Genomic DNA, 21,872 nt, shown 5'->3' on the forward strand with positions numbered 1-21,872 from the left:
CTCCGGCGAAGGCATCAGCGAGGGCGGTCCAGCGCCACCCTGACCCGCATGCGGCCGCTGGCGTCGGTTTCGAGCACTTCCCAGGACAGGGGCCCGCTGCGGCCCTTGGGGTTCTCGCCGGGGCCGAGGTTGAAGGCCGCGTCATCCAGTTCCCAGCGCCCGCAGGGGAAGCGGGGCTTGGGGGGCTCGGGGCTGCCGGGATGGGCATCCACCACGCGCACCGGACCCTTGGGATCGTCGGGGCTGAGGAGGGAGGGATCGATGCGGGCGACGATCAGGCCTTCGTGGCCGGGGCCGAAGCGGCCGCCGACGCGGCCCCGCTCGAAGCCCCAGGGGCGGCGCACCTCAAGACTGAAGAAGCGGCCTTTCTTGCGGGGATCGGGCAGGGTGACCCACTGGGGATCGGCGCCGGGGGCGCGGCTGGCGGGGGCGATCCAGCCCTCCCAGGCTCGGCCCTTCACGGCGTGGCGGGCGATGGCGCTGCGGAACCGGCCCCGGTACCAGAGCTCCGAGCGCACCCAGGCCATGGGATGGGAGGGGCTGTAGCCCGTGTCCTCCACCCAGGGGCCTTCCCCGGGGTGTGAGCGGTCCCAGCCGCGGTACTGGCCCGCGTCCATGAGATCCCAGATGCCGGCGGTGAGGGGATCCTCGCAGCCCAGGTAGAGGTCGTCCACGCGATGCTCGCCCATGCCGTGGAAGGTCTCGTGGACGATGTTGCCCAGAGGCACTTCCTCGGTCAGGAAGAGCAGGGGCCAGCGCCGGGAGCGTTCCCAGGGCAGCGGCAGCAGCAGGCTCACCGCCTTGAGGTGGGATTCGTCGGCCGTGAGGGACTGGGGGGCGCCGGGCGTGATGATCCAGAGGTGGTCGGGCTTGCCATCGGGCTTCAAGGCGCCGGTGCGGTTGTCGATGCGGTCGCAGTCGCCAAGTTCCTCCCCGCGGAGCCGCTCCAGCACCCATTCGGCCATGGCGGCCTTGTGCGCGTCCGTGCGGGGGGCGGGGAAGTCGGCGCTGCGCAGCTTGAGGAAGCGGCCCTCCACGAGCGAGAGGGCGCCCTTGCTGACCTCGTAGAGGTAGTTGGCGGCGCTGGCCGCGCCGGGACGCCGGGAGAAGATCAGCTCGCGCAGGGCCCCATCCGGCAGCTTCGAGGGCTCGTCCGTGAAGTCCAGCCGCACGATGAACACCGATTCCGCGCGGTGCCCCGGTTCGGGCGTCAGCACCACCTCGCGGTTCCATTCGGAGGCCGGCACGAGATCCCGGCGCCAGCCGTCCTTTTCCACCGCCAGCACGCGGTCTCCGGGATCCAGCTCCAGGCGGAAGGAGCCATCCGCGCCCGTGAGGGCGAGGGGGGGATCCCCGGCGGGAGAGATGCGAGGCTGCCGGTCCGGATAGACCCGCACACCCGCCAGGCCGCGGTGGCCGTCCGTGATGCGGCCCTTCAGGGCCGCGGCGCTGAGGCCTGATCCGAGGTTTGCCCCGAGACCGGAGGCGAGAAGGCCGAGGGCGGCGGCCCTGAGCGTCCGGCTCATGCCTCGCCGACGAGCTTCTGGAGGTGGGCCAGCTTCGCCAGGAGGGCGACGCGACGGCGGGTCTCGGGAGCGACCAGGGGCTTCTCCAGCGCGTCGGCCACGGGTTCCTGGAACCGGGACCAGGTCTCCAGTTCGCCGGGGCTGTACAGCAGCAGGATGGGCAGGTCCTTCAGCTCCTCGGACTGGTGCACGGCCAGGGCCAGCGTCTGCGCGCTGCCTTCGAGCAGGTCCGTGTCCAGCACCAGCACATCGGGCCGGTGGGCGAGGATCTGGGCGCGGGCCTGGCCTTCGCCCTGGGCCTCGAGGAAGGTGGCCTGGTCCTTGCCGAAGTGGTTCTGCACCTGCGACCGTACGAGCGAACTGGCGGAGACCACCAGCACCTTGGGCCGGGCCGGAGCCGGAACCACGCCGCGGCGGGTCAGGGCACGGATCCGCAGGTGGGTCTGCACCCGCACCTGGAGCAGCATGGTGTTGGCGGGCTTGCGGAGGAAGTCGTCGGCTCCGGCGGCGTAGCTGCGGTCCTTGGCGTCGCGGCTCAGGGCCGTCAGGACCAGGACCGGGATGCCCGCCGTGGCCGGATCCGCCTTGATGGCCTCGCAGGCTTTGAACCCATCCATGGAGGGCATGACCGCATCCATGATCACCAGGTCGGGCGAGCCCTCCTTCACGCGATCCAGCGCCTCCTGGCCGTTGGCGGCCGTCACGAGGCGGTGGCCCAGGGACTGCAGCTGCGCCTCGATCTGGCGCCTCTGAAGGGCATTGTCCTCCACCATCAGGATGGTCATGGGGGACGCGAACTGGGTCAAGCTGGCTCCTTACTCTCGTAACTCGAGGTTAAAGGGCCTATCGGTTCCAATCAACCGCTGGATGAAGATGGAACCTGGTAAAACTCCGCAGACAGCAAGGGTTTCCAACGGTACAATGGCCAGTTCGAGGTTCCGCAGTGGCGCATCCCAGTCTCATCCGCAATTTTTCCATCGTCGCGCATATCGACCACGGCAAGTCCACCCTGGCAGACCGCCTGCTGGAGCTGACCAAGACCGTGGCCGGCCGCGACATGCAGGCCCAGATCCTCGACGACATGGATCTGGAGCGCGAGCGCGGCATCACCATCAAGGCCCACGCGGTGACATTGAAGTACCTGGCCCAGGATGGCCAGACCTACACGCTCAACCTCATCGACACGCCGGGACATGTGGACTTCACCTATGAGGTGAGCCGCAGCCTGGCCGCCTGCGAGGGCGCCATCCTGGTGGTGGACGCCACTCAGGGCGTGGAAGCCCAGACCCTGGCCAACACCTACCTGGCCCTGGAGAACGGCCTGGAAGTGTTCCCGGTGCTGAACAAGACCGACCTGCCCAGTGCGGACCCCGAGCGCGTGCTGCAGCAGATCGACACGGTCATCGGCCTGGTGGACACCGCCCACGCCGTGAATGTGAGCGCCAAGACCGGTCAGAACTGCGACCAGGTGCTCGAGCAGATCGTGAAGTGCATTCCCGCGCCCCAGGGCGATCCGGCCGCGCCGCTCCAGGCGCTGGTCTTCGACTGCTACTACGACGCCTACCGCGGCGTGGTGAACCTCATCCGCGTCGTGAACGGCACGCTGAAGGCGGGGGATCAGATCCGCTTCATGTCCACGGGCAGCGAGCACCGGGTGGATGAGATCGGCATCTTCGATCCCAAGATGGACAAGCAGGACTCGCTGTCCGTGGGCGAGGTGGGCTACCTGGTGGCCAACATCCGCCAGCTGGTGGATGTGAAGGTCGGTGACACCGTGACCCACGCAGTCACGCTCACGACCAAGCCCGCCACCGAGATGCTGAAGGGCTTCAAGGAGATCCAGCCCGTGGTCTTCGCGGGCATCTTCCCCACTTCCAGCGACGACTACGAGAACCTGCGCAACGCCATGGACAAGCTGCGCCTCAACGACAGCAGCTTCACCTACGAGCCGGAGACCTCCACCGCGCTGGGCTTCGGCTTCCGCTGCGGCTTCCTGGGCCTGCTCCACATGGAGATCGTGCAGGAACGCCTGGAGCGCGAGTTCGACCTGGACCTGATCACCACGGCCCCCAGCGTGCGCTACCATGTGCACCTGACCGACGGCACCGAGACCTCGGTGGACAACCCCTCGAAGCTGCCACCTCTCCAGAAGATCGCCAAGATCGAGGAGCCCATCATCGAGGCCACGATCCTCACCCGCACGGATTTCGTGGGGGGCCTGATCAAGCTCTGCGAGGAGCGCCGCGGTTTCCAGCAGAAGCTTGAGTACTTGAGCCAGGACCGCGTGATGCTCGTCTACGAACTGCCCCTGAACGAAGTGGTGATGGACTTCTACGACAAGCTCAAATCCATCTCCAAGGGCTACGCCAGCTTCGACTACCACATGAAGCACTACACCGAATCCGACCTCGTGAAGATGGACATCCTCGTGAACGCCGAGCCGGTGGATGCCCTGTCCATCCTGGTGCACCGCAGCAAGAGCCAGGCCCTCGGCCTCGCCCTCTGCCAGAAGATGAAGGAAGTCATCCACCAGCAGATGTTCGATGTGGCCATCCAGGCCGCCATCGGCAGCAAGATCATCGCCCGCACCAATGTGAAGGCCCGCCGCAAGGATGTGCTCGCCAAGTGCTACGGCGGCGATGTCAGCCGCAAGAAGAAGCTCCTCAACAAGCAGAAAGAGGGCAAGAAGCGGATGAAGTCCATCGGCAATGTGGACATCCCGCAGGAGGCCTTCCTGGCCATCCTCAAGGTCGACAACTAGGAACCTGAACGGCTAGCCGATCCGATCGTCATCCTTGATTTCGCCCGACTCGATCAGGTTGGCAAGGAGCCGCTGGAGTTCGTCCTGGCCGATGATGCCCCGCCGCTGGAAGAGCCGGATGAGGCCCAGCACCAAGGCGCGGGTCTGATAAGACTCCAGGCGCGGAACGGTCTGGCTGTGGGTCCGGCTGTGGATGAGGTCGGCGCTCACGGCCGGTGGGGCCGAACGGGCCGGAGCGGCGCCCTCGAAGAGTCCGAAGGGGTCGATGTTGACCGGCTGCGTGGGGGTGGTCTCGGTGCCGAAGAAGGGATCGGGTGGGAAGAGCAGGTCCTGGGCGGAGGGGGGTGGGGCCGGCACCGGCATGGGCTGGAGGCTGAAGGTGACCGGCAGGGCGTCATCCTGGGCGTTATCGCCGCCGACCTCGACGGTCAGCGGCATCGGGGCCGATCCGTCCAGCCGGCGGTAGAGGTCCCCGATGGCTTTCTTCAGGGCGCTGTGGGAGGCCACGACGGGCTGGATGTGCAGTCCCGAGGCGAACCGGGCGCTGTCGATGGCGTTCAGATCCGAGGGATCCGACATGGCCAGCACCAGGGACTTGGGTTCCTTGATGGCGATGGGCAGCACCGTGAACTGGTCGGCCAACCGCTGGGGGACGAGCTTGAGCACCGCGGCGGGAACCTCCAGGTTCCTCACATCCATCTGGGGCACGCCGGTCTGATGGCTGAGGAAGTCCATCAGCACTTCCTCGCTGATGTACCCAAGCGCCACCAGGTTGCTGCCCAGCCGGCCTCGTGCAATCTTCTGATGGGTGATGGCGCTCTGAAGCTGGGCCGGCGTGATGAGGCCGGACTCCACGAGCAGTTCGCCCAGTCGCTTGATGGTTTGCTGCATGAGAGATCCTGGGGTCTTCCGATGATGCACAGAAGGTCCTCTCCAAGGTAACTTTATTCAAGGCTTTTTGTGCGGCCCGGAGGGAGCATGGATTCGGAAGAGCTCTGGAGGGCGGCCCTGCACGACTTCAACAACCTGATGGCGGGACTTCAGGGCGTACTGGATCTGAGCGAGCCGGGACAGCCCATGGATCCGCGCAACCGCATGCGGCTCGGCTCGGTCCTTGACGACGGCAAATCCCTGATCGACATGGCCCGGGCCCTGGCCCTGGGCCGCCTGCCCGCCGGAGGTGTGGCGTCCTGGGCGGAGTGGGAGGCGGGGCTCCGTCGCCGCCTGGATCCCATGGCGGACCTCTTCCGTTGCCGTGTCGAGGTGGTGGATGCCGGCGCCCGGCACTCCCTCTGGCCGGAGCCCATGCTGCAAGATTGGGTCGCCGTCTTCACGAGACAGATCCTGCCCTGGGCCGTTCCGGGGCCCCTGATCGTGGAAGCCGAGGCGCGGCCCGATGTCTGGGTGCTCCGCTGGATCACCGATGCCCCCATGCCGCCGGCCCTTCGGACCGATCCCCCTCCCGACGCGCCGAAGAACCTGGCCTCCTTCTGGCTCCGGAGCATGGCGGGCCACATGGATCTGCGGCTCGAGCCCCTGGCCGGGTGCCTCCAGGTCCAGGCGCCACGCCCGCCCACCGACCCTGATCACCTGGTGCCTTGATGCCGCGGACCGGGATTCTCCCCCTGTCGGCCCGGGGCCCCGCCTCGCTCCATGTCCTGATCGTGGAAGACGAGGCCCGGACCTCCTCGGAGCTCCGCGTGGGGTTGGAAGCCGCAGGGCTTGAAGTCCGACAGGCCTCCAGCGGGGAAGAGGGTCTCCGCCTCTGCGCCGAAGAGGCGTTCGAAGCCATGGTGGTCGATGTGATGCTTCCGGGGATTTCGGGCCTCACCCTGGTCCGGCGCCTGCGGGAGGCGGGGAACGACACTCCGGTGATCTTCCTGTCCGCCAAGGGGGACCTGGTGGATCGCCTGCACGGCCTGGAGGCCGGCGGCGACGACTACCTGGCCAAGCCCTACAGCATCCTGGAGGTGGTGGCCCGTCTGCGGACCATCGCCCGGCGGGTCCAGGGACGGCAGCAGACGGGGCGGGTGCAGGTGGCGGATCTGGTCTGGGACTCGGGGCACCGCCAGATCAGCCGGTCGGGCCACCGCATCGATCTGACGCCCAAGGAATACGCCCTCATGACCCTTCTGCTCGAGCATGCGGGCCATGTGGTTCCCAGGGGCCAGATGGTGCAGGCCATCTGGGGCATGGACTGTGCGGTGGATCCGAATGCGGTGGATGTCCAGATCCTGCGCCTGCGCCGGAAGGTGGATGGACCCTACCCCGTGAAGCTGATCCACACACTCCGCGGGGTGGGGCTCCTGCTGGAGCCCCGTGAAACCCCATAGCGGCAGCATCCTCCTCAAGCTCCAGGTGGGCTTCGGCCTGGCGGCCATGGTCCTGGCCGCGCTCCTGGCCCTCTTCATGGATGGGGCGCTGCGCCGTTCGCTGGAGGCGGAAGACGCCCAGGTGATGGAGGGCCAGGCCCGGGCCCTCACCCAGCGCCTGGCCGCCGGCCTGCCCCTGCTGGATCCAGGCGGACACCCGCGGCCGGAGAAGGCCGCCTGGCGCGTGCGGGACGCCTCGGGCCGAATCCTGGCCGAGAGTGGAGACATGGCGGCACTTCCGGGTTTGGTGGCCCCACCCTTGGGGGCACCGGCCCTGGAACAGCCGGCCCCGGGAGGGGGCGTGTATTCCGTGGTGGCCCGGGCCTGGTCGGGCGGGGGGCAGGCGGGGACGCTGATCCTCGTCATGGATCGCACCCACGAAGAGGCCCTGATCCGCGATTTCCGCCGCACGCTGGCGCTGGGCGTCGTGTTGGCCACGGCCGCGGCGGCCCTGGTGGCCCGGGCCATCGCACGGTGGGGCTTGGCGCCCCTGGGCCAGATCGCCCAGGAAGCGGGCTCCATCAGTGACCGGAACCTGGACCGCCGGTTGGCCACAGAGCACTTTCCCCGGGAGCTCCAGGAACTGGTGACCACCTTGAACGCCACGCTCTCGAGGCTTCAGGAGGCCTTCGACCGGGTGGGCAACCTGGGCGCGGAACTGGCCCATGAGCTGCGGACGCCCTTGCAGAACCTGCGCAGCACCCTGGAGAACCGGGCCCTGAGGCCGGACTGCCCCGAAGCCGAGGCTGCCACTCTGGGAGGGCTGCTGGAGGAGTGCGACCGCATGGCCGCCCTCATCGAGCAGATCCTGTTCCTGGCCCGGTCCGAGCACGCACCGCCGGGGCTGCAGCGGGTCCGGGTTCCCGTCCTCGAGCTCCTGGAGGAAGTCCGGGGATTCTTCGAGGCGGCGGCGGAGCACGCGGGTGTGGCCCTGTGCCTCGAGGCCGGGGCGGACCTCGCCGTCGAGGGCGACCGCCTGCTCCTGACCCGGGCCCTGCACAACCTGGTGGCCAATGCCCTGCGTCATGCGGCCCAGGGCCAGGCGGCCCGGGGAGGGCGCGTGACCCTGGGGGCCCAGGCGACCTCGGAGACCGTGGCGCTGTTCGTGGAAGACGATGGCCCGGGCATTCCCGAGGCGTGGATCCCGCGGCTGGGGACGCCCTTCCTCCGCCCGCCGGATGGCCGGCCCCTCGAGGGATATGGGCTTGGCCTGGCCATCGTGAAGCGCATCGCGGGCATGCTCGGCGGCCGCATGGAGATCCGGAGCCGCCTGGGTGAGGGCACCCGGGTGGACCTGTGGATTCCGCGGGACCTGACGCGATAATCAGGTTGATGTAAGGTTAACCTCACCTCTTCGGCGTCCGACTTCGGGCCCGCGGTGGATCCGTCCTCCCCATCCGGAGCCTCCATGCCGTTCCCCCGCGTGCCCGTCCTCGGACCCCTGGCCTTTCTGTTGGCTGCCTCTGCCGCCGCGCAGACCACGGGGGCGCTCCGGGTGGAAGTCCTCGATCGCGGCGGGAAGCCCCGGCCGGGCGCACTTCTGGTGCTCGAATCCGTGGAGCGGGGCGAGCGGCGGAACCTGAAGACCGACGGCCAGGGCCTCGCCACGGTGGCCGGCCTGATTCCGGGCACCTACCGCCTGGAGGGTCGGACCCTCCACCTGCGGGCCGACGAGCGGATCCAGATCCGCCTGCGCCTGGAGGAGGCCCAGGCCACGGTGGCCGTGGAGGCCTCGCCGCTCCGGGTGGAGGGCAGCTCCGTCACCGCCCACACGGTCCTGGACGCGGAGGACCTCGTCCGCCTGCCCTTCTCCCCCCATCGCTATGTGGAGCATGCCTACCTGGCTCCCGGCGTCACGCCCTCCGGCAAGCCGGAACCCGTGGTGCTGGGCTCCATGCTCGACGCCAACGCCTACCTGGTGGACGGGATGGCCACGGGGCTCAGCTCCACGGGCCGCTTCGGCATGAACCTCTCGACGGAGATCCTGGAGAGCCAGACCCTCACCACCGGGGGCCACAAGGCCGAGGTGGGCTTCGCCTCCGGCGGGGTCTACAACCTGGTCACGAAGAGCGGCGGCAGCGAGTACCACGGGGCCGCGTTCACCAGCCGCATCTTCCGGGGGCTGAACGCCAGGCCCGATGGGGGCAAGGCCACCACGCCGGAGGAGCGGCCCACGGACTCGAACGAGTTCGGCTTCAGCCTGGGCGGCCCCCTCGTGAAGGACAGTCTCTTCTTCTTCGGGGCCTTCAACCGCCAGCTGATGAACCTGGACTTCGAGAATGTCCAGCCCGCAGGAGCGGCTCCCCACCGGCGGAGCCAGGAGGAGGACCGCAGCTACCGCTTCCTCAAGCTCACCTGGCTGGCCAGCGCGGAGCATCGCCTGGAGTTCAGCTATTTCGGGGATCCCGTCACCCAGACCAACTTCGACACGGCCGGCGACAGCAGCGTGAAGGATCTCCAGCAGCCCAACCGCACCCGGGGCGGCGACAGCTACCTCCTGAAGCATGTGGGCGCGCTGGGCCCCCAGCTCACCTGGGAGAACACCCTAGGCCTGCACCTCACCCGCTTCCACTGGTTCCCGGCGACGCCGGAAGCGGGGCCGTCCCGGGGGCAGCTGGACGCGCCTGGCGCCGAATCTTTCGGGGCCTATGCGGAGGATCGCCTGGACCGCGTCCAGAACCTCACCCTGCGGAGCGAGTTCGCCTACTTCGTGGGGTCGCACCAGATCAAGGCCGGCTTCCAGGGCCTGGCCTCCGAGTACACGAAGGTCTTCCAGCGGCCTTCGTTCGGCCTGTCCTACCTGGACCGGGCCGCCGGTGGCGCCGGACCCGCCGCCGGCGACCTGGCGGCGATCCGGGCGGGCCTGCTGTCGATCCACGGCAGCGACTACGGCTACGCCGCCGGCGACAGCCTCGCCACCGCCAGTCCGGTCTCCGGCCAGCTGGTGGGGGGCCGGGCCAGCTACCTCTACCAGCGCACCCTGGCGGAGGCGGGCTCCTACGGCAGTCCGCTCAAGCAGGAGGTGCTGGGGCTCTTCGCCCAGGATGACTGGACCTTCGCCGCCGGCTGGATCGCCAACCTGGGCCTCCGGGTGGATCGGGCGAGTCTCGATGCGGAGGACGGCCGGCAGCTCTACCGCCAGACCCTGCTGAGCCCCCGCGTGGGTCTGTCCTGGGATCCCGCGACGGACGGGCGGACGCGGCTCTACGCCTACGCCGGCCGCATCTACAGCCCCGCGACCCCGGGCAACCTTGCCGCGGCCGGGGCCACCACCGGCGGCCCCGCCACGGTGAAGCAGGTGTGGGTTCCCTCCCTGAACGACTGGCGCACCTGGCAGGCCACGGGCGTGCAGGGCGTGAAGAATGTGGCGGTGGGCGATCTCAAGGCCCCGCGGACGGACCTCTACCAGGCGGGCGTGGAGCGGGTCCAGGACCTGCCCTGGTTTGGGACCTGGACCTTCGAGGCCACGGTCACAGTCAAGGCCGTGCGCGATCTCATCGACACCTACAGTTCCACCTACGGCTACCTGCCCGAGCTGGATGCCCTGGCCAACGCCTCTGCCACGAAGAAGGTGATCGCCAACCTGCCGGGGCTGAGGCGGGACTTCCGGGGCTTCGACCTGATGGCCCGGCGGGCCTTCGAGGGCGGCCACCGGCTTCAGCTCAGCTACAGCCAGGGCGACTTGAACGGCAACTCCGAGGTGGGCAATGTGAACACCTCCACCGGCAAGAACACGGGATTCGCCTCCATCCCGAGCCTGCGCCAGGACTACCGCCTGTCGCCCTACGACGGCACCCTGAACGAGGAAGTGAAGCACGCCTGGAAGGCCTTCGGCAGCGCGGCCCTGCCCTGGAACCTGGAGTCGTCCTTCGCGTTCCTCTGGCGGTCGGGCCTGCGGTACAGCAGCCTCGTGAAGGTCTCCGGCGACAATGTGCTGGCCCCCGGCACCACCCGCGGCGACCAGGAACTGCCCCATGTCATGAGCCTCGACCTGGGCCTGGCCTGGCGGATCCGCGTCCAGAAGGTGGATCTCCGGGCCGCGATGGACATCCTCAATGCCACCAACCGCCAGCCCATGACCTGGGTGAACAACCTGGGCGGAGCTTTCACGCCGGGCAACTTCCAGCAGCCGCGCGTGTGGCAGTTCAGCCTCCGGGCCGGGTTCTGAGCCCCGGTCCGATCCTGTTTCCACCTTCTGCCCCTGGAGCACCCATGGCGCCCCATCCGTTTCTGCCCCTGATCTCCTGCCTCCTGGTGGCGGGCGCGGGCCTCCAGGCCCAGGCTCCTGCCCAGGCAGCGCCCAGGGCCGCCATCAAGGTCGAAGGTACCGCCACGGTGGAGGTGACCGCCACGCGGTTCCCTGAGGATCCGGCCAAGGTGCCGGCCTCGATCAGCGTCTTTTCCGCCAGGGAGCTCGCGGACCGCGGGGCCACGGACCTCCGGTCCGCCCTGGGTCTGGCGGCCGGGGTGTTCATCGCCCCCGGTGGCGATGGCGGCCCGGCGGGAAGCGTGCCGGAGTTCTGGGGCCTGAAGGAGTTCGACGCCTTCCTGCTCGTGGTGGATGGGGTGCCCTGGGGCGGCGCCTTCAATCCGGCCCTGTCCACCCTCAGCCTGGAGGGCGTGGAGCGCATCGAAGTCCAGCGGGGCGCGGCCCCCGTGATGTACGGGGCGACCTCCTTCGTCGGCGTGATCCAGGTGATCCGCAGCCTGCCTGCGGAGACCCAGAACTCGGCGCGCCTCTCCCTGGGGACTCACGGCAGCTTCGGCGCTGGCGCGACCCTGCGGCTGCCGGTCTGGTCGGGCGTGGATTCCAGCCTGACGGTCGATCACGACCAGCAGGGTTTCGAGGATGCCCGCACCGATTTCAAGCGGAGCCACCTCCTGTGGCGGAACCGGCTCCAGGCCCTGGATGGCGTGATCCGGTTCGATCTGGAAGGCGCGGCGGTGGATCAGAAGCCCGCGAGTCCCTTCCCCCGGGTGGGCAGGGCCCTGACCGACCAGGTGCCCCTGGATGCGAACCACAATCCGGCCGGGGCCTTCCTCAACGACCGGCGCTTCACCTTCACCACCGGATACGATCGGCTCCTGGAGGCCTCGGTCCTCTGGTCCACCACCCTCTCCGTCGCGCGGGCCCGGCAGGATGCCTTCCGCGGGTTCCTCACCGAGGTGGGCCCCGCGGATCCCAACGCCCATGGATTCCGCGAGCGCATCGACCTCACGGATGTCTACTTCGATTCCCACCTGACCTGGTCCCTGGGCGGGGCATTCAAGGTCGTCACCGGCGTGGACCACCTCCACGGCCAGGGCAGCGGTCGAGGCGGGGATTTCGACTACACCGTGAACCTGGACGGATCCAACGCACCCGGAGCGGCCACCCTGCCCAGTCAGGCCGACATCCGCATCGACGACCGCCGGGACTTTTCCGGACTCTATGCCTTCGTCCAGTGGCAGGCCGTGCCCAGGCTGGTGCTGGAGGCCGGCCTCCGGCTCACGCGGGCCGACGAGGCCCGCCGCGCGGCCACGCTGGACTTCGGCAGCGGCGCCCTCGACGGTGGCTCGGACACCAAGACCACGACGCGCCTGTCGGGTAGCGCCGGGGCCACCTGGACCGCTTGGCAGTCGGGTACCGACCGGGTGAACCTCTTCGCCGGTGTCCGCAGCACCTTCAAACCCGCGGCCATGGATTTTGGCCTGGACAGCAGCGCCCGGATCCTCGAGCCGGAGACGGCCACCAGCTACGACCTCGGCCTGAAGGCCGACCTCCTGGACCGGCGTCTCACCCTCGAGGTCAGCACCTTCCTCATGGACTTCCAGAACCTGGTCGTCCCCCAATCCGCGGCGGGGGCGCCGGTGCTCGTGAACGCCGGCGCGGAGCGCTTCCAGGGGGCCGAAGCCAGCGCCAGCTTCCGGGTCGCCGGCGATCTCACGGCCCGGGCGGCCTACAGCTACCACGACGCCCGGTTCCGGAACTACCAGAAGGACTTCGGGGACGGCACCCTCACGCAGCTGGCGGGCAAGCGGCTGGAGATGTCCCCCTACCACCTGGGTGGGCTGGGCCTGGCCTACGCGCCTGCCAGGGGACTGACGGCCACGGTGGAGATGAACTATGCCGGGGCGGTCCTCCTCAACCAACGCAACACTGCGCCCGCGGGCGGCTACGCCACCTACGCCGCCAGCCTTGGATGGCGGGAGCGCCGCTGGGACCTCCGCCTCAGCGGCCAGAACCTCACGGACCGCCGCAAGCCCGTGGCCGAGAGCGAGCTGGGGGATGCCCAGTACTACCTGCTGCCCGGCCGGCAGGTGACCCTGGGCGCCCGGTACCGGTTCTGATCTGGGAAGGCGTTTCAACAGGCTTCCGGTACAATCGATGGTTTTGGGCCGGTGCATGAAGTTCCACATCCAGACCTGGGGCTGCCAGATGAACGATCACGACGGCGAGAAGCTGTCGGGATTGCTGTCGGCCGAGGGTTTCGAGGCGGTGGATTCGGTGGAAGACGCCGAGCTGGTGCTGCTGAACACCTGCTCCATCCGCGAGAAGGCCGTGCACAAGGTCTATTCGGAGCTGGGCCGCCTCCGCGAGGAGAAGCAGCGGCGCCCGCTGATGGTGGGCGTCACCGGCTGCCTGGCCCAGCAGGAACAGGCCGCGCTCTTCAAGCGGGCGCCCCACATCGACTTCGTGCTGGGCACCATGGCGCTGAAGCAGCTGCCGCGGCTGGTGGCCGAGGCCCAGGCGGGCAAGGCCCGGGTGATGGATGCAGGCGAATACCCGGACAACCACCTCTTCCCCCCCTCGGTCACGCGGCGGCGGGATACGGCCAAGGCCCTGGTGACCATCACGGAGGGCTGCAACCACGCCTGCACCTACTGCATCGTGCCCACCACCCGCGGCGCCGAGCGCCACCGGCCGTACGAGGATGTGCTGGCCGAGGTGCGCGGTCTGGTCGCGCGCGGCTACCGCGAGGTGGAGCTGCTGGGCCAGAATGTGAACAGCTACGCCGGAGGCTGCACCTTCGCGGACCTGCTGGAGCGCGTCTCCGAGGTGGAGGGCCTGGAGTGGATCCGCTTCACCACCAGCCATCCCATGAACTTCACGAAGGACCTGGCGCGGGTCCTGGTCACCAATCCGAAAGTGGCGCCCTTCCTCCACCTGCCCCTGCAGAGCGGCAGCGACCGGGTGCTGAAGCGCATGCTGCGCGAATACACCGTGGCCGAGTACCTGGAGCGCCTGGGTTACCTGGGCGAAGGCCGGTCCCGCATGGCCCTCAGCACGGACTTCATCGTGGGCTTCCCCGGGGAGACCGACGAGGACTTCGAAGCCACGATGCGGGTGCTGGACGAGGTGGCCTTCGACAGTTCCTTCAGCTTCATCTACTCGCCGCGGCCCGGCACGCCTTCGCTGCGCCTCAAGGACGACCTGCCCCTGGCGGTGAAATCCGCCCGCCTGACGCGCCTTCAGCAGCGCCAGAGCGAGCTCACGCGGGCCAGCAACGAGCGGTTCCTGGGCCGTGAGATTCCTGTGCGCATCGAGACCCACGGTCCCAACGAGCAGGGCTGGTGGCTGGCCCGGAGCGGCGAGTGGAAGACGATCCATCTGGCGGCCGGGCCGGGCCGCGAGCTGCCGTTCGGCGAGCTCGTGCGCGCCCGGGTCACCCTGGCCAGTCCCCATTTCCTGGGCGCGGAACTGGTCTAGGTCGTGGGAGTCCTTGGGAACGCGGCAAAGCTGCTTTCCCAGGGCCCCGCCGTCACAGACATGTCGAGGGCCCAGCGGCGGGCGGCGCCCGGGGGCAGCAGGAAGCTCCCGGGCTTCTCGCTGAACGCCCCGGTCCAACCCTGGGGATCGGCATGCCCCTCCCAGGGCTCGAGGCAGAGGAAGGCGGGACCGGGATCGGGCTTGGCCCAGAGGCCCAGGTGGGGGAAGCCCTCCCAGCGCAGGTCGAGGGCGGGTCCGCCTTCGGCCTCGAAGCGCAGAGCGCGGCTGCGAGGCCGATCGAAGACGAGTGCATCGTCCGTGAAGAGGGACTCGCGGAGAGGCAGGATCCGGTCCTGGATGGGACTGGTCCGCGGGGTCGGATCGAGGAGCCCCTCGCGGGTGAGGCGATGGAGGGGGCCGGGTTCGTCGGCTGCGAAGACCAGGCGGTGGGCCGATTTCGGAAGGCCGGGGGCCAGCGGCCAGCGGAAGGCGGGATGAAGGCCCAGGCTGGCGGGAAGCGGATCGGGTCCCGGGTTGTGCAGGGCGAGATCCATGCGCAGACCCATGGCGCTCAGGGTCCAGGTCACCTGCAGCGAGAAGGCGAAGGGATAACAGGCCCGGGTGGCGGCGTCATCGCGAAGTTCCAGGGTGCAGGTGCCTTCCGACCGCTCGATCCAGGTGAAGTCCCGCTCCCGGGCGAACCCGTGCCGGGGCATGGAGAAGGTCCGGCCCCGGTGCCGGAGGGTGTCGCCGTTCAACCGGCCCACGATGGGGAAGAGCAGGGGGGCATGCCGGGGCCAGAGGGGGCCCGCGTCCCAGAGCAGGTCGTGTCCGGCGAGGCGCAGGGCGTGGAGCTCGGCTCCGGTGGTGCTGATGGCCGCGCTCGACGGGCCAGCCTGCAATCGGTGGATGTCCATGCCGTCAGGTTACCGGACCGTGGTAGATTGCCCGCCTAGCCTGCCGCAATTCTCCGGGAGCAGCCATGTCTTTCACGGCGGATGTCATCGCGACGACTCTCCATGCGCCCCTCGCGAATGTGGAGAAGCACTGGCCGCTGGTGACCGAGGCCCTGGCCACCCTCAAGATCCTGGAGCCGGCCACGGAGGTGGCGGCCATCGCCATCATCGGGGCCGAGAGCTACCTGTTCGCACCCGAGAAGGAGCAGGGCACGGAGGCCTATTTCCGGCGCATGTACGCGTTCAAGCGGGCCCTGGGCAACACCGAGCCCGGCGACGGCGCCCGCTTCTGCGGCCGGGGCTTCATTCCCGTGCTGGGCCGCGCCGAGTACGCCCGCTTCGGCAAGCTGGTGGGCGTGGATCTGGTGGAGGATCCGGACCGGGCGCTGGATCCGGCTGTGGCTGCCCGCATCCTGGCCTACGACTTCATGTTGAAAGGCGTGCCCAAGGCTGCCGCCGACGGCGACTGGGTGAAGGCCCATCGCCTGGTCCGCGGCGATTTGTCCGGCTGGAAACGATTCAATGGGATCCTCATCTCCCTGCTGAAGCTGATGCCGGAGCAGGCCTGAAGGCATTCACAGGGCCATCGGCGAGGTGTTGGTGCGCCCGACCAGACTCGAACTGGTACTCCGTTTCCGGAAGCGGATTTTAAGTCCGCGGCGTCTGCCATTCCGCCACGGGCGCGCCGTTCCAGCCTAACGGCGACCGGGCCATCGTGGTAGCTTCGACCCATGAAGCTACGGACCACCGCGCTGCTGCTGGCGATCCTGCCCTCCCTTTCCGCCGAGGTTCGGGATCTCAAGGCCTTCTACCGCGAGCGTTGCCAGGTCTGCCACGGGACGGACGGTTCAGGCCGGGGTCCCGGCGGTGCGAAGCTCGGCGGACGCAACCTCGCGGATGCCCGGTGGCTGGCCCGGCAGGAGGAGGGCGCACTGGTGGTCTCGATCCTGAAAGGACGCGGCGCCATGCCGGGGTTCGGGCGCCAGGTGTCGGAAGCCGAGGCGCGGCACCTCCTGGCGACCATCGTGCGCCCACCGGCCCAGCGGAAAAATCGCTAGCGGATCTGGCGCCGCCGGGCGCATGGCGCAAGCTGGCAGGAGGGTTGATCCCGCCGAGGTGCCCATGCGAATGCCCCTGCTTCTCTCCTGCCTGCTGGCCATCGGCCTCCGGGCGGCCGAATCCCCCCAGCCCGCCCGAACGGTGACGGAGCTTCGGGCCTTCTTCGCGCAGAACTGCGTGAAGTGCCACGGTCCCGATGGCTCGGCCCGCAACGCCGAGGGGAAGAAGCTGGGCGGGTTCGACTTCACCGATGCGAAGAAGGTCGCCGGGGAGACCGATGCCGACATGGTGAAGACCATCCGCAAGGGCATCTTCTTCGGTCGGGTCATGCCCTCCTTCAAGGACCAGCTGACGGAGGCGGACATGGCGCTTCTGGTGAAGGAGGTGCTCCGCAAGGCCGAGAAGGGCAAAGCCATCGCCGCGGAACCGGAGGGGGGCCGATAGGATGAAGGGATGCTTGGCGCCCTCTCCGACCCCTCCACCCACCCCCTGCTCCGCAACCTGAACGCCCCCCAGCGGGAAGCCGTCCAGCATGCCCGCGGGCCCCTGCTCATTCTGGCCGGGGCGGGGTCCGGCAAGACCACGGTGATCACCCGCCGCATCGCGTGGCTCATCGAGGAGGAGGGCGTCCATCCAGGCTCCATCCTGGCCATGACCTTCACCAACAAGGCCGCCGAGGAGATGCGGGAGCGCGTCCAGCGCCTGGTGTCCGTACCTGCCGCGCAGATGTGGGTGAGCACCTTCCACAGCTTCTGCACCCGGATCCTTCGCCGGGAGGGGGAGCGCACGCCCGTGGGCCGGGATTTCGTCATCTTCGATCCGGCCGACCAGAAGAGCCTCGTCAAGCAGGTGCTGGCGGAGCTGAAGCTGCCCGAGAAGCAGTTCCACCCCAAGAAGGTGCTGGAGATCATCAGCGATTTCAAGAACCGCTGCCTGCTGCCGGAGGAGGCCCGCGAGGAAGCCCTGGACCCCTGGACCCGCAAGGTGCTGGACGCCTACGACCTCTACCAGAAGGGCCTGAAGAACCATCGCGCCTGCGATTTCGACGACCTGCTGCTCTGGACCGAGCGGCTCTTCCGCGATCCCGTGATGCAGGCGACCTACGGCGAGCGGTTCCGCTACATCCTGGTGGATGAGTACCAGGACACCAACCGGGCCCAGTACCTGCTGGTACAGCACCTGGCTCGACGCCACCACAATCTGTGCGTGGTGGGTGATGAGGACCAGTCGATCTACGGGTGGCGCGGCGCCGACATCCGCAACATCCTCGACTTCCAGCAGGACTTTCCCGAGGCCGTGCGCATCGAGCTGCTGCAGAACTACCGCTCCACGAAGAAGATCCTGGACGCTGCATCCGAGGTGATCGCCAACAACTCCCAGCGCGTGGAGGGGAAGGGCTCGCTGAAGACCGACCTGGGGGACGGTGAATCCATCCAGTTCAAGCTGGCAGACGAGGGGCGCCTGGAGGCGGAGTGGGTGGTGCAGCGCATCCAGGAGCTGCGGTATCTCGAACCGGAGATCAAGGTCGCCGTGCTCTACCGCGCCAACTGGCAGTCCCGGCAGATGGAAGAGGCCCTGCGCGCCCAGAACCTGCCCTACCGGCTGGTGGGCGGGGTGAAGTTCTACGAGCGGCAGGAGGTCAAGGACCTCATCTCCTACCTGCGGCTCATCTCGAACCCCTTCGATCTGGTGAGCTTCCGTCGCTGCGTGAACGCGCCCAGCCGCGGCGTGGGGCCCACCACGCTGGGGAAGATCGAGGCGGCCATTCCCGAGGGCGGCACGCCGCTCGAAGGGCTCGCGCTGCTGCTGAGGGCGGGCGAGCTGAAGGGCCGAGCCCAGCGGGAGTTGGGCAAGTTCCTCGAGCTGTTCCACCGCGCCGGATCGGAGCGCGAAGCCCAGGGGCTGGCGGGCCTGGTGAAGTGGGTGCTCCAGGAGAGCGGCTACCTCCAGAGCCTGGAGGATGAGGCCACGCTGGAGGCCGAAGGGCGCATCCGCAACCTGGAGGAATTCCTCAGCGCCGCCGCCGAATCCGAATCCCTGGGCCTGCGCCTGTCGGAGTTCCTGGATCGGATCACCCTGGCCTCGGACACGGACCAGCTGGAGGAGGCCGCGCAGCTCAGCCTCATGACCATCCACTGCGCCAAGGGGCTGGAGTTCCCCTATGTGTTCGTCATCGGCATGGAGGAGGATGTCTTCCCCAACCGCAATGCCCGGGAGACGCCGGAGGGCCTGGAGGAAGAGCGCAGGCTCTTCTATGTGGCCATCACCCGGGCCCAGCGGCGCCTCACCCTCAGCGCCGCCCGCCGCCGCCGCATCATGGGCACCGAGATGCTCTCCATGCCCAGCCGCTTCCTGCGGGAGATTCCCGCCGAGGCCCTGACGGCGCCCATCCGATGGGGCACCGAGCTCTACCAGTCGGGCGAGGGCGTGCGGCCGGGCAGCTCCTTCACCCGCGGGTCCGGCGGCGCTTCCGTGGCGACGGAACTGCAGCGCATCCGCAGCTTCTTCGACCGGGTGAAGGAGGTTCCGGCTCCTTCGGGTGAACCGGAGGGCGACCGGTTCTCCGAACCTGCCGAATCCAAAGATCCGACTGCTTTCGAGGCGGGAACGCGGGTGAAGAGCGCCCGGTTCGGCGCAGGCACGGTGCTGGCCTCCTCCGGCCGGGGGGATGGCCTGACCTACACCGTGCGATTCGATCAGGGCGGCGACAAGCGCATCATGGCGCGGTTCGGGGGGCTGGAGCGGGTCTGATCCAGCCGGCCCGCACCTCTTCCCTTGCGTCCGGCGCGGTGACGGTCCTCTCCCTCACAGCAGGTCCTGCAGGGCCTCCTCCGGCGAAGGGAAACGGAAGGGGAAGCCGAGAACCTCGGCTTTGCCGGGATGGACGAAGGCGCCCTGCAGAAGGAGGTCGCGGCCGAGTTCCCCCAGGGCCAGGCGGACGCCGGCGGCGGCGAGGAACCCCGGGATGGGCGCCAGCGGGCGGTGGAGCTGCTTCGACAGCAGCCGGAGAAAGACCGCCTGGGACACGGGCTCGGGGGCCGTGGCATTGAAGGGGCCCTCCCAGGCCGGGTTCCGGGCCGCCGCCATCAGCATGGCCACCAGGTCGTGGAGGTGGATCCAGCTGAGGCCCTGACGGCCGTCCCCGAGTCGGCTGCCGGCCCACAGCCGCACGGGGAGCGCCATCTTCGGCAGGGCCCCGCCGTTCCGGGCCAGCACCACGCCGAGGCGCGCGATCGCCACGCGCATGCCCAGGCTCCGGGCGGTCAGGGCCGCGGCTTCCCAGGCTTGGCAGGTCTCCGGCAGGAAGCCCGTGCCGGCCGGGCTCAGCTCGCTCAGGGGGGTGTCGTCGGGGGCCGCGCCGTAGTAGCCGATGGCCGAGGCGTTCACCAGCACGGCAGGGCGGCGGGCGCAGGCCCGGAGACCCTCGACCAGAGCCTCCGTGGGGCCCACCCGGCTCTGGAGGAGGACCTGCTTCCGCTTGGCGGTCCAGCGCCGGTCCGCGATGCCCTCGCCGGCGAGGTTGAAGACCGCATCCGCGCCATCCAGGGCTTCGGCGGGATCCTCCCACCCCTGAGCCCTGGCCCCGGGAGGCAGCACCGCCGAGCCCGGTCGGCGCGTGAGGACCACCACTTCGGCGCCCGCGGCCACCAGGGCCTTCACCAGGGCCCGACCCACCAGGCCGGTGCCTCCGGCCACCACCACGCGTTGCAAGGGCTGTTCGGCCATGGCGGACTCCGCTCCGGATGCAAGCATAGGCCTTCCCGGGCCGGCGTCCGGCCGGGAAAACCCGCCTGTCCAGGTCCGGGTACCATGGGGCTGGCCTTGAGCCCCGGGCGGGCTCCCCTTCGCCGAGGACCCCATGCGCTTCCTGCTCTCCAACCTGTCGTTGAACCTGGGTGAGGAGGCGCTCGATCTGGCGAGGCCGCTGGCCCATGCCCTGGGCGGGGCGCCGGGGGACTACCGCGCGGTGGTGCTGGAGCGCCGCAGCCTGGATGCCCGCCACAAGGGAGCCATCCGCTTCCTGACGACCCTCAGCTTCGAGACGGACCGTGCCTTGGAGCTGGGGCCGAGGCCCGGCGGGCTCAAGCTCGACCGGGCGCCGGAGCCGGCCCCCTACGCGGTGGTCCCGCCCCCCCGCCGTCCGCGGGTGGTGGTGGTGGGCAGCGGCCCTGCGGGGACCTTCTGCGCCCTGCGCCTGCTGGACTACGGCATTGAACCCATCGTGCTGGAGCGGGGGCCCGCCATGGGCGAACGGGTGCAGGCCATCGCGGGCCTGTGGAAGGACGCGGTGCTGGACCCCGAGGCCAATGCCCAGTTCGGCGAGGGCGGGGCGGGCACCTTCAGCGATGGCAAACTCACCACGCGTATCGGGCACCCGGCCACGCGCTATGTGCTGGATGCCTTCGTGCGCTTCGGCGCGAACCCCCGGATCCTCTACCTCGCCAAGCCCCATGTGGGCACGGATGTCATCCGCCGCTGCACGGTGCTCATCCGCAAGGAGGCCGAGGCCCGGGGTGCCCGGTACCGGTTCCGGGCCCGGCTGGCGGAGGTCCGCTTCGATGACCAGGGCCGCGTCCGCGCGGCGGTGCTGGCCAGCGGCGAGGAGCTCCCCTGCGAGGCCCTGGTGCTGGCGCCGGGCCACAGCGCCCGGGACACCTTCGAAATGCTGCACGGCCATGGCGTGGCCATGCGCCAGAAGCCCTTCGCCATGGGCGTGCGGGTGGAACATCCTCAAGATCTCATTGACCGGTCCCAGTACGGCCCCAGCGCGGGCCACCCCTCCCTGCCCGCCGCGGACTACAAGCTGGTCTGCAACTTCGGCCTCAACCGCGCGGCCTACAGTTTCTGCATGTGCCCCGGCGGCGAAGTCATCCAGTGCAGCAGCGAGCCCGGTGGCGTGGTGGTGAACGGCATGAGCAACGAGAAACGCGACTCGGGTTTCGCCAACTCAGGCCTGGTGGCCAAGGTGAACACGGCGGATTTCGGCAGCGACCACCTCCTCGGGGGCATGTACTTCCAGCGGAAGTGGGAGCAGGCCGCCTTCCGGGCCGCGGGGGAGACCTACGGCGCCCCCGCCATGGCCGTGCAGGATTTCCTGAAGGGCCGCGCCACGGGCAAGCTGCCGCGGACCAGCTTCAAGCCCTTCGCCGTCGCGGCGGATCTGAGCATGTGCCTGCCGGGCTTCGTCCAGGAGCAGCTGGCCGGGGCGCTGCCCACCTTCGACCAGAAGATCCACGGCTTCGCCAGCCGCGAAGCCATCCTCCTGGCCATCGAGAGCCGCACCAGCAGCCCCATCCAGCTGCTGCGCGGCGAGGACGGGCAATCCGTGTCCCACCCGGGGCTCTACCCCTGCGGGGAAGGCGCGGGTTTCGCGGGCGGCATCACCTCCGCCGCAGTGGACGGCATCCGCGTGGCCGAGTGGATCGCCCAGAGCGCGGGGGCTCCCGTGTTCCAGCCCTTCGAGAAGCAGGTCCGGGCCGGCGACCTGGCGAACGAGTACTGAGGGGG

General features: G+C 69.3%; 17 protein-coding genes and 1 tRNA gene. 12 read left to right on the forward strand and 6 right to left on the reverse strand.

Going from position 1 to position 21,872, the window contains the following annotated elements; genetic code table 11:
• Positions 1-14 precede the first annotated feature (14 nt).
• Together QZ647_RS03745 and QZ647_RS03750 are read right to left on the reverse strand one after the other, a co-directional pair.
• Positions 15-1,526, reverse strand: a complete 1,512-nt coding sequence (locus tag QZ647_RS03745) for a carboxypeptidase-like regulatory domain-containing protein (protein WP_291270889.1) — start codon at positions 1,524-1,526, stop codon at positions 15-17.
• Complete coding sequence (locus QZ647_RS03750; RefSeq protein ID WP_291270890.1) at positions 1,523-2,332, reverse strand: response regulator; 810 nt, start codon at positions 2,330-2,332, stop codon at positions 1,523-1,525. The genes QZ647_RS03745 and QZ647_RS03750 overlap by 4 nt, the downstream gene beginning before the upstream one ends.
• A gap of 137 nt (positions 2,333-2,469) precedes the next feature.
• On the opposite strand from QZ647_RS03750, the gene lepA reads away from it, so the two are divergent.
• The gene (gene lepA / locus QZ647_RS03755; protein ID WP_291270891.1) at positions 2,470-4,287 is read left to right on the forward strand and encodes a translation elongation factor 4; all 1,818 of its coding nucleotides are present in this window, start codon (positions 2,470-2,472) and stop codon (positions 4,285-4,287) included.
• A gap of 12 nt (positions 4,288-4,299) precedes the next feature.
• Here lepA and QZ647_RS03760 read toward each other — a convergent pair whose 3' ends face one another.
• Positions 4,300-5,178 carry a hypothetical protein gene (locus tag QZ647_RS03760; protein ID WP_291270892.1) on the reverse strand — a complete coding sequence of 293 codons (879 nt, stop codon included), beginning with the start codon at positions 5,176-5,178 and terminating at the stop codon, positions 4,300-4,302.
• Positions 5,179-5,265: 87 nt separating this feature from the next.
• Between QZ647_RS03760 and QZ647_RS03765 the strand changes: the two genes are divergently transcribed.
• The 6 genes from QZ647_RS03765 (at position 5,266) to miaB (ending at position 14,349) form a co-directional block, all read left to right on the forward strand.
• Entirely contained in the window at positions 5,266-5,889 is a 624-nt protein-coding gene (locus tag QZ647_RS03765) for a hypothetical protein (RefSeq protein WP_291270893.1), read from the forward strand.
• Positions 5,889-6,620, forward strand: a complete 732-nt coding sequence (locus QZ647_RS03770; protein ID WP_291270894.1) for a response regulator transcription factor — start codon at positions 5,889-5,891, stop codon at positions 6,618-6,620. Before QZ647_RS03765 ends, QZ647_RS03770 begins: the two co-directional genes overlap by 1 nt.
• Positions 6,607-7,983: an ATP-binding protein gene (locus tag QZ647_RS03775; RefSeq protein WP_291270895.1), complete on the forward strand. Its 1,377-nt coding sequence runs from the start codon at positions 6,607-6,609 to the stop codon at positions 7,981-7,983. The genes QZ647_RS03770 and QZ647_RS03775 overlap by 14 nt, the downstream gene beginning before the upstream one ends.
• An 84-nt stretch (positions 7,984-8,067) precedes the next feature.
• The gene (locus QZ647_RS03780; RefSeq protein ID WP_291270896.1) at positions 8,068-10,827 is read left to right on the forward strand and encodes a TonB-dependent receptor; all 2,760 of its coding nucleotides are present in this window, start codon (positions 8,068-8,070) and stop codon (positions 10,825-10,827) included.
• A gap of 44 nt (positions 10,828-10,871) precedes the next feature.
• Positions 10,872-12,989 (forward strand): TonB-dependent receptor, encoded by a 2,118-nt coding sequence (locus QZ647_RS03785; RefSeq protein WP_291270897.1) that lies wholly within the window; start codon positions 10,872-10,874, stop codon positions 12,987-12,989.
• Positions 12,990-13,044: 55 nt separating this feature from the next.
• A complete protein-coding gene (miaB, locus tag QZ647_RS03790; protein WP_291270898.1) occupies positions 13,045-14,349 on the forward strand; it encodes a tRNA (N6-isopentenyl adenosine(37)-C2)-methylthiotransferase MiaB in 1,305 nt (434 codons plus the stop codon).
• Here the strand turns inward: miaB and QZ647_RS03795 are convergent.
• A complete protein-coding gene (locus QZ647_RS03795; protein ID WP_291270899.1) occupies positions 14,346-15,266 on the reverse strand; it encodes an aldose 1-epimerase family protein in 921 nt (306 codons plus the stop codon). The two genes, miaB and QZ647_RS03795, sit on opposite strands and share 4 nt — an antisense overlap.
• A gap of 65 nt (positions 15,267-15,331) precedes the next feature.
• Here QZ647_RS03795 and QZ647_RS03800 point away from each other — a divergent pair, with 65 nt between their 5' ends.
• Complete coding sequence (locus tag QZ647_RS03800) at positions 15,332-15,874, forward strand: hypothetical protein (protein ID WP_291270900.1); 543 nt, start codon at positions 15,332-15,334, stop codon at positions 15,872-15,874.
• 29 nt (positions 15,875-15,903) lie between these two features.
• On the opposite strand, the gene QZ647_RS03805 is transcribed toward QZ647_RS03800, so the two are convergent.
• Positions 15,904-15,989: transfer RNA gene (locus tag QZ647_RS03805), tRNA-Leu, on the reverse strand.
• Between the two features lie 47 nt (positions 15,990-16,036).
• Between QZ647_RS03805 and QZ647_RS03810 the strand changes: the two genes are divergently transcribed.
• The 3 genes from QZ647_RS03810 (at position 16,037) to QZ647_RS03820 (ending at position 19,115) form a co-directional block, all read left to right on the forward strand.
• Entirely contained in the window at positions 16,037-16,363 is a 327-nt protein-coding gene (locus QZ647_RS03810) for a cytochrome c (protein ID WP_291270901.1), read from the forward strand.
• A gap of 64 nt (positions 16,364-16,427) precedes the next feature.
• Positions 16,428-16,808 carry a cytochrome c gene (locus QZ647_RS03815; RefSeq protein ID WP_291270902.1) on the forward strand — a complete coding sequence of 127 codons (381 nt, stop codon included), beginning with the start codon at positions 16,428-16,430 and terminating at the stop codon, positions 16,806-16,808.
• 9 nt (positions 16,809-16,817) lie between these two features.
• Entirely contained in the window at positions 16,818-19,115 is a 2,298-nt protein-coding gene (locus QZ647_RS03820) for a UvrD-helicase domain-containing protein (protein ID WP_291270903.1), read from the forward strand.
• Positions 19,116-19,169: 54 nt separating this feature from the next.
• On the opposite strand, the gene QZ647_RS03825 is transcribed toward QZ647_RS03820, so the two are convergent.
• Positions 19,170-20,090, reverse strand: a complete 921-nt coding sequence (locus tag QZ647_RS03825) for a TIGR01777 family oxidoreductase (protein ID WP_291270904.1) — start codon at positions 20,088-20,090, stop codon at positions 19,170-19,172.
• A 133-nt stretch (positions 20,091-20,223) separates the two neighbouring features.
• On the opposite strand from QZ647_RS03825, the gene QZ647_RS03830 reads away from it, so the two are divergent.
• Complete coding sequence (locus tag QZ647_RS03830; protein ID WP_291270905.1) at positions 20,224-21,867, forward strand: FAD-dependent protein; 1,644 nt, start codon at positions 20,224-20,226, stop codon at positions 21,865-21,867.
• The last annotated feature ends 5 nt before the right edge of the window (positions 21,868-21,872 follow it).

Origin of the sequence: Geothrix sp. (assembly GCF_020622065.1) — a bacterium.
Lineage (GTDB): Bacteria > Acidobacteriota > Holophagae > Holophagales > Holophagaceae > Geothrix.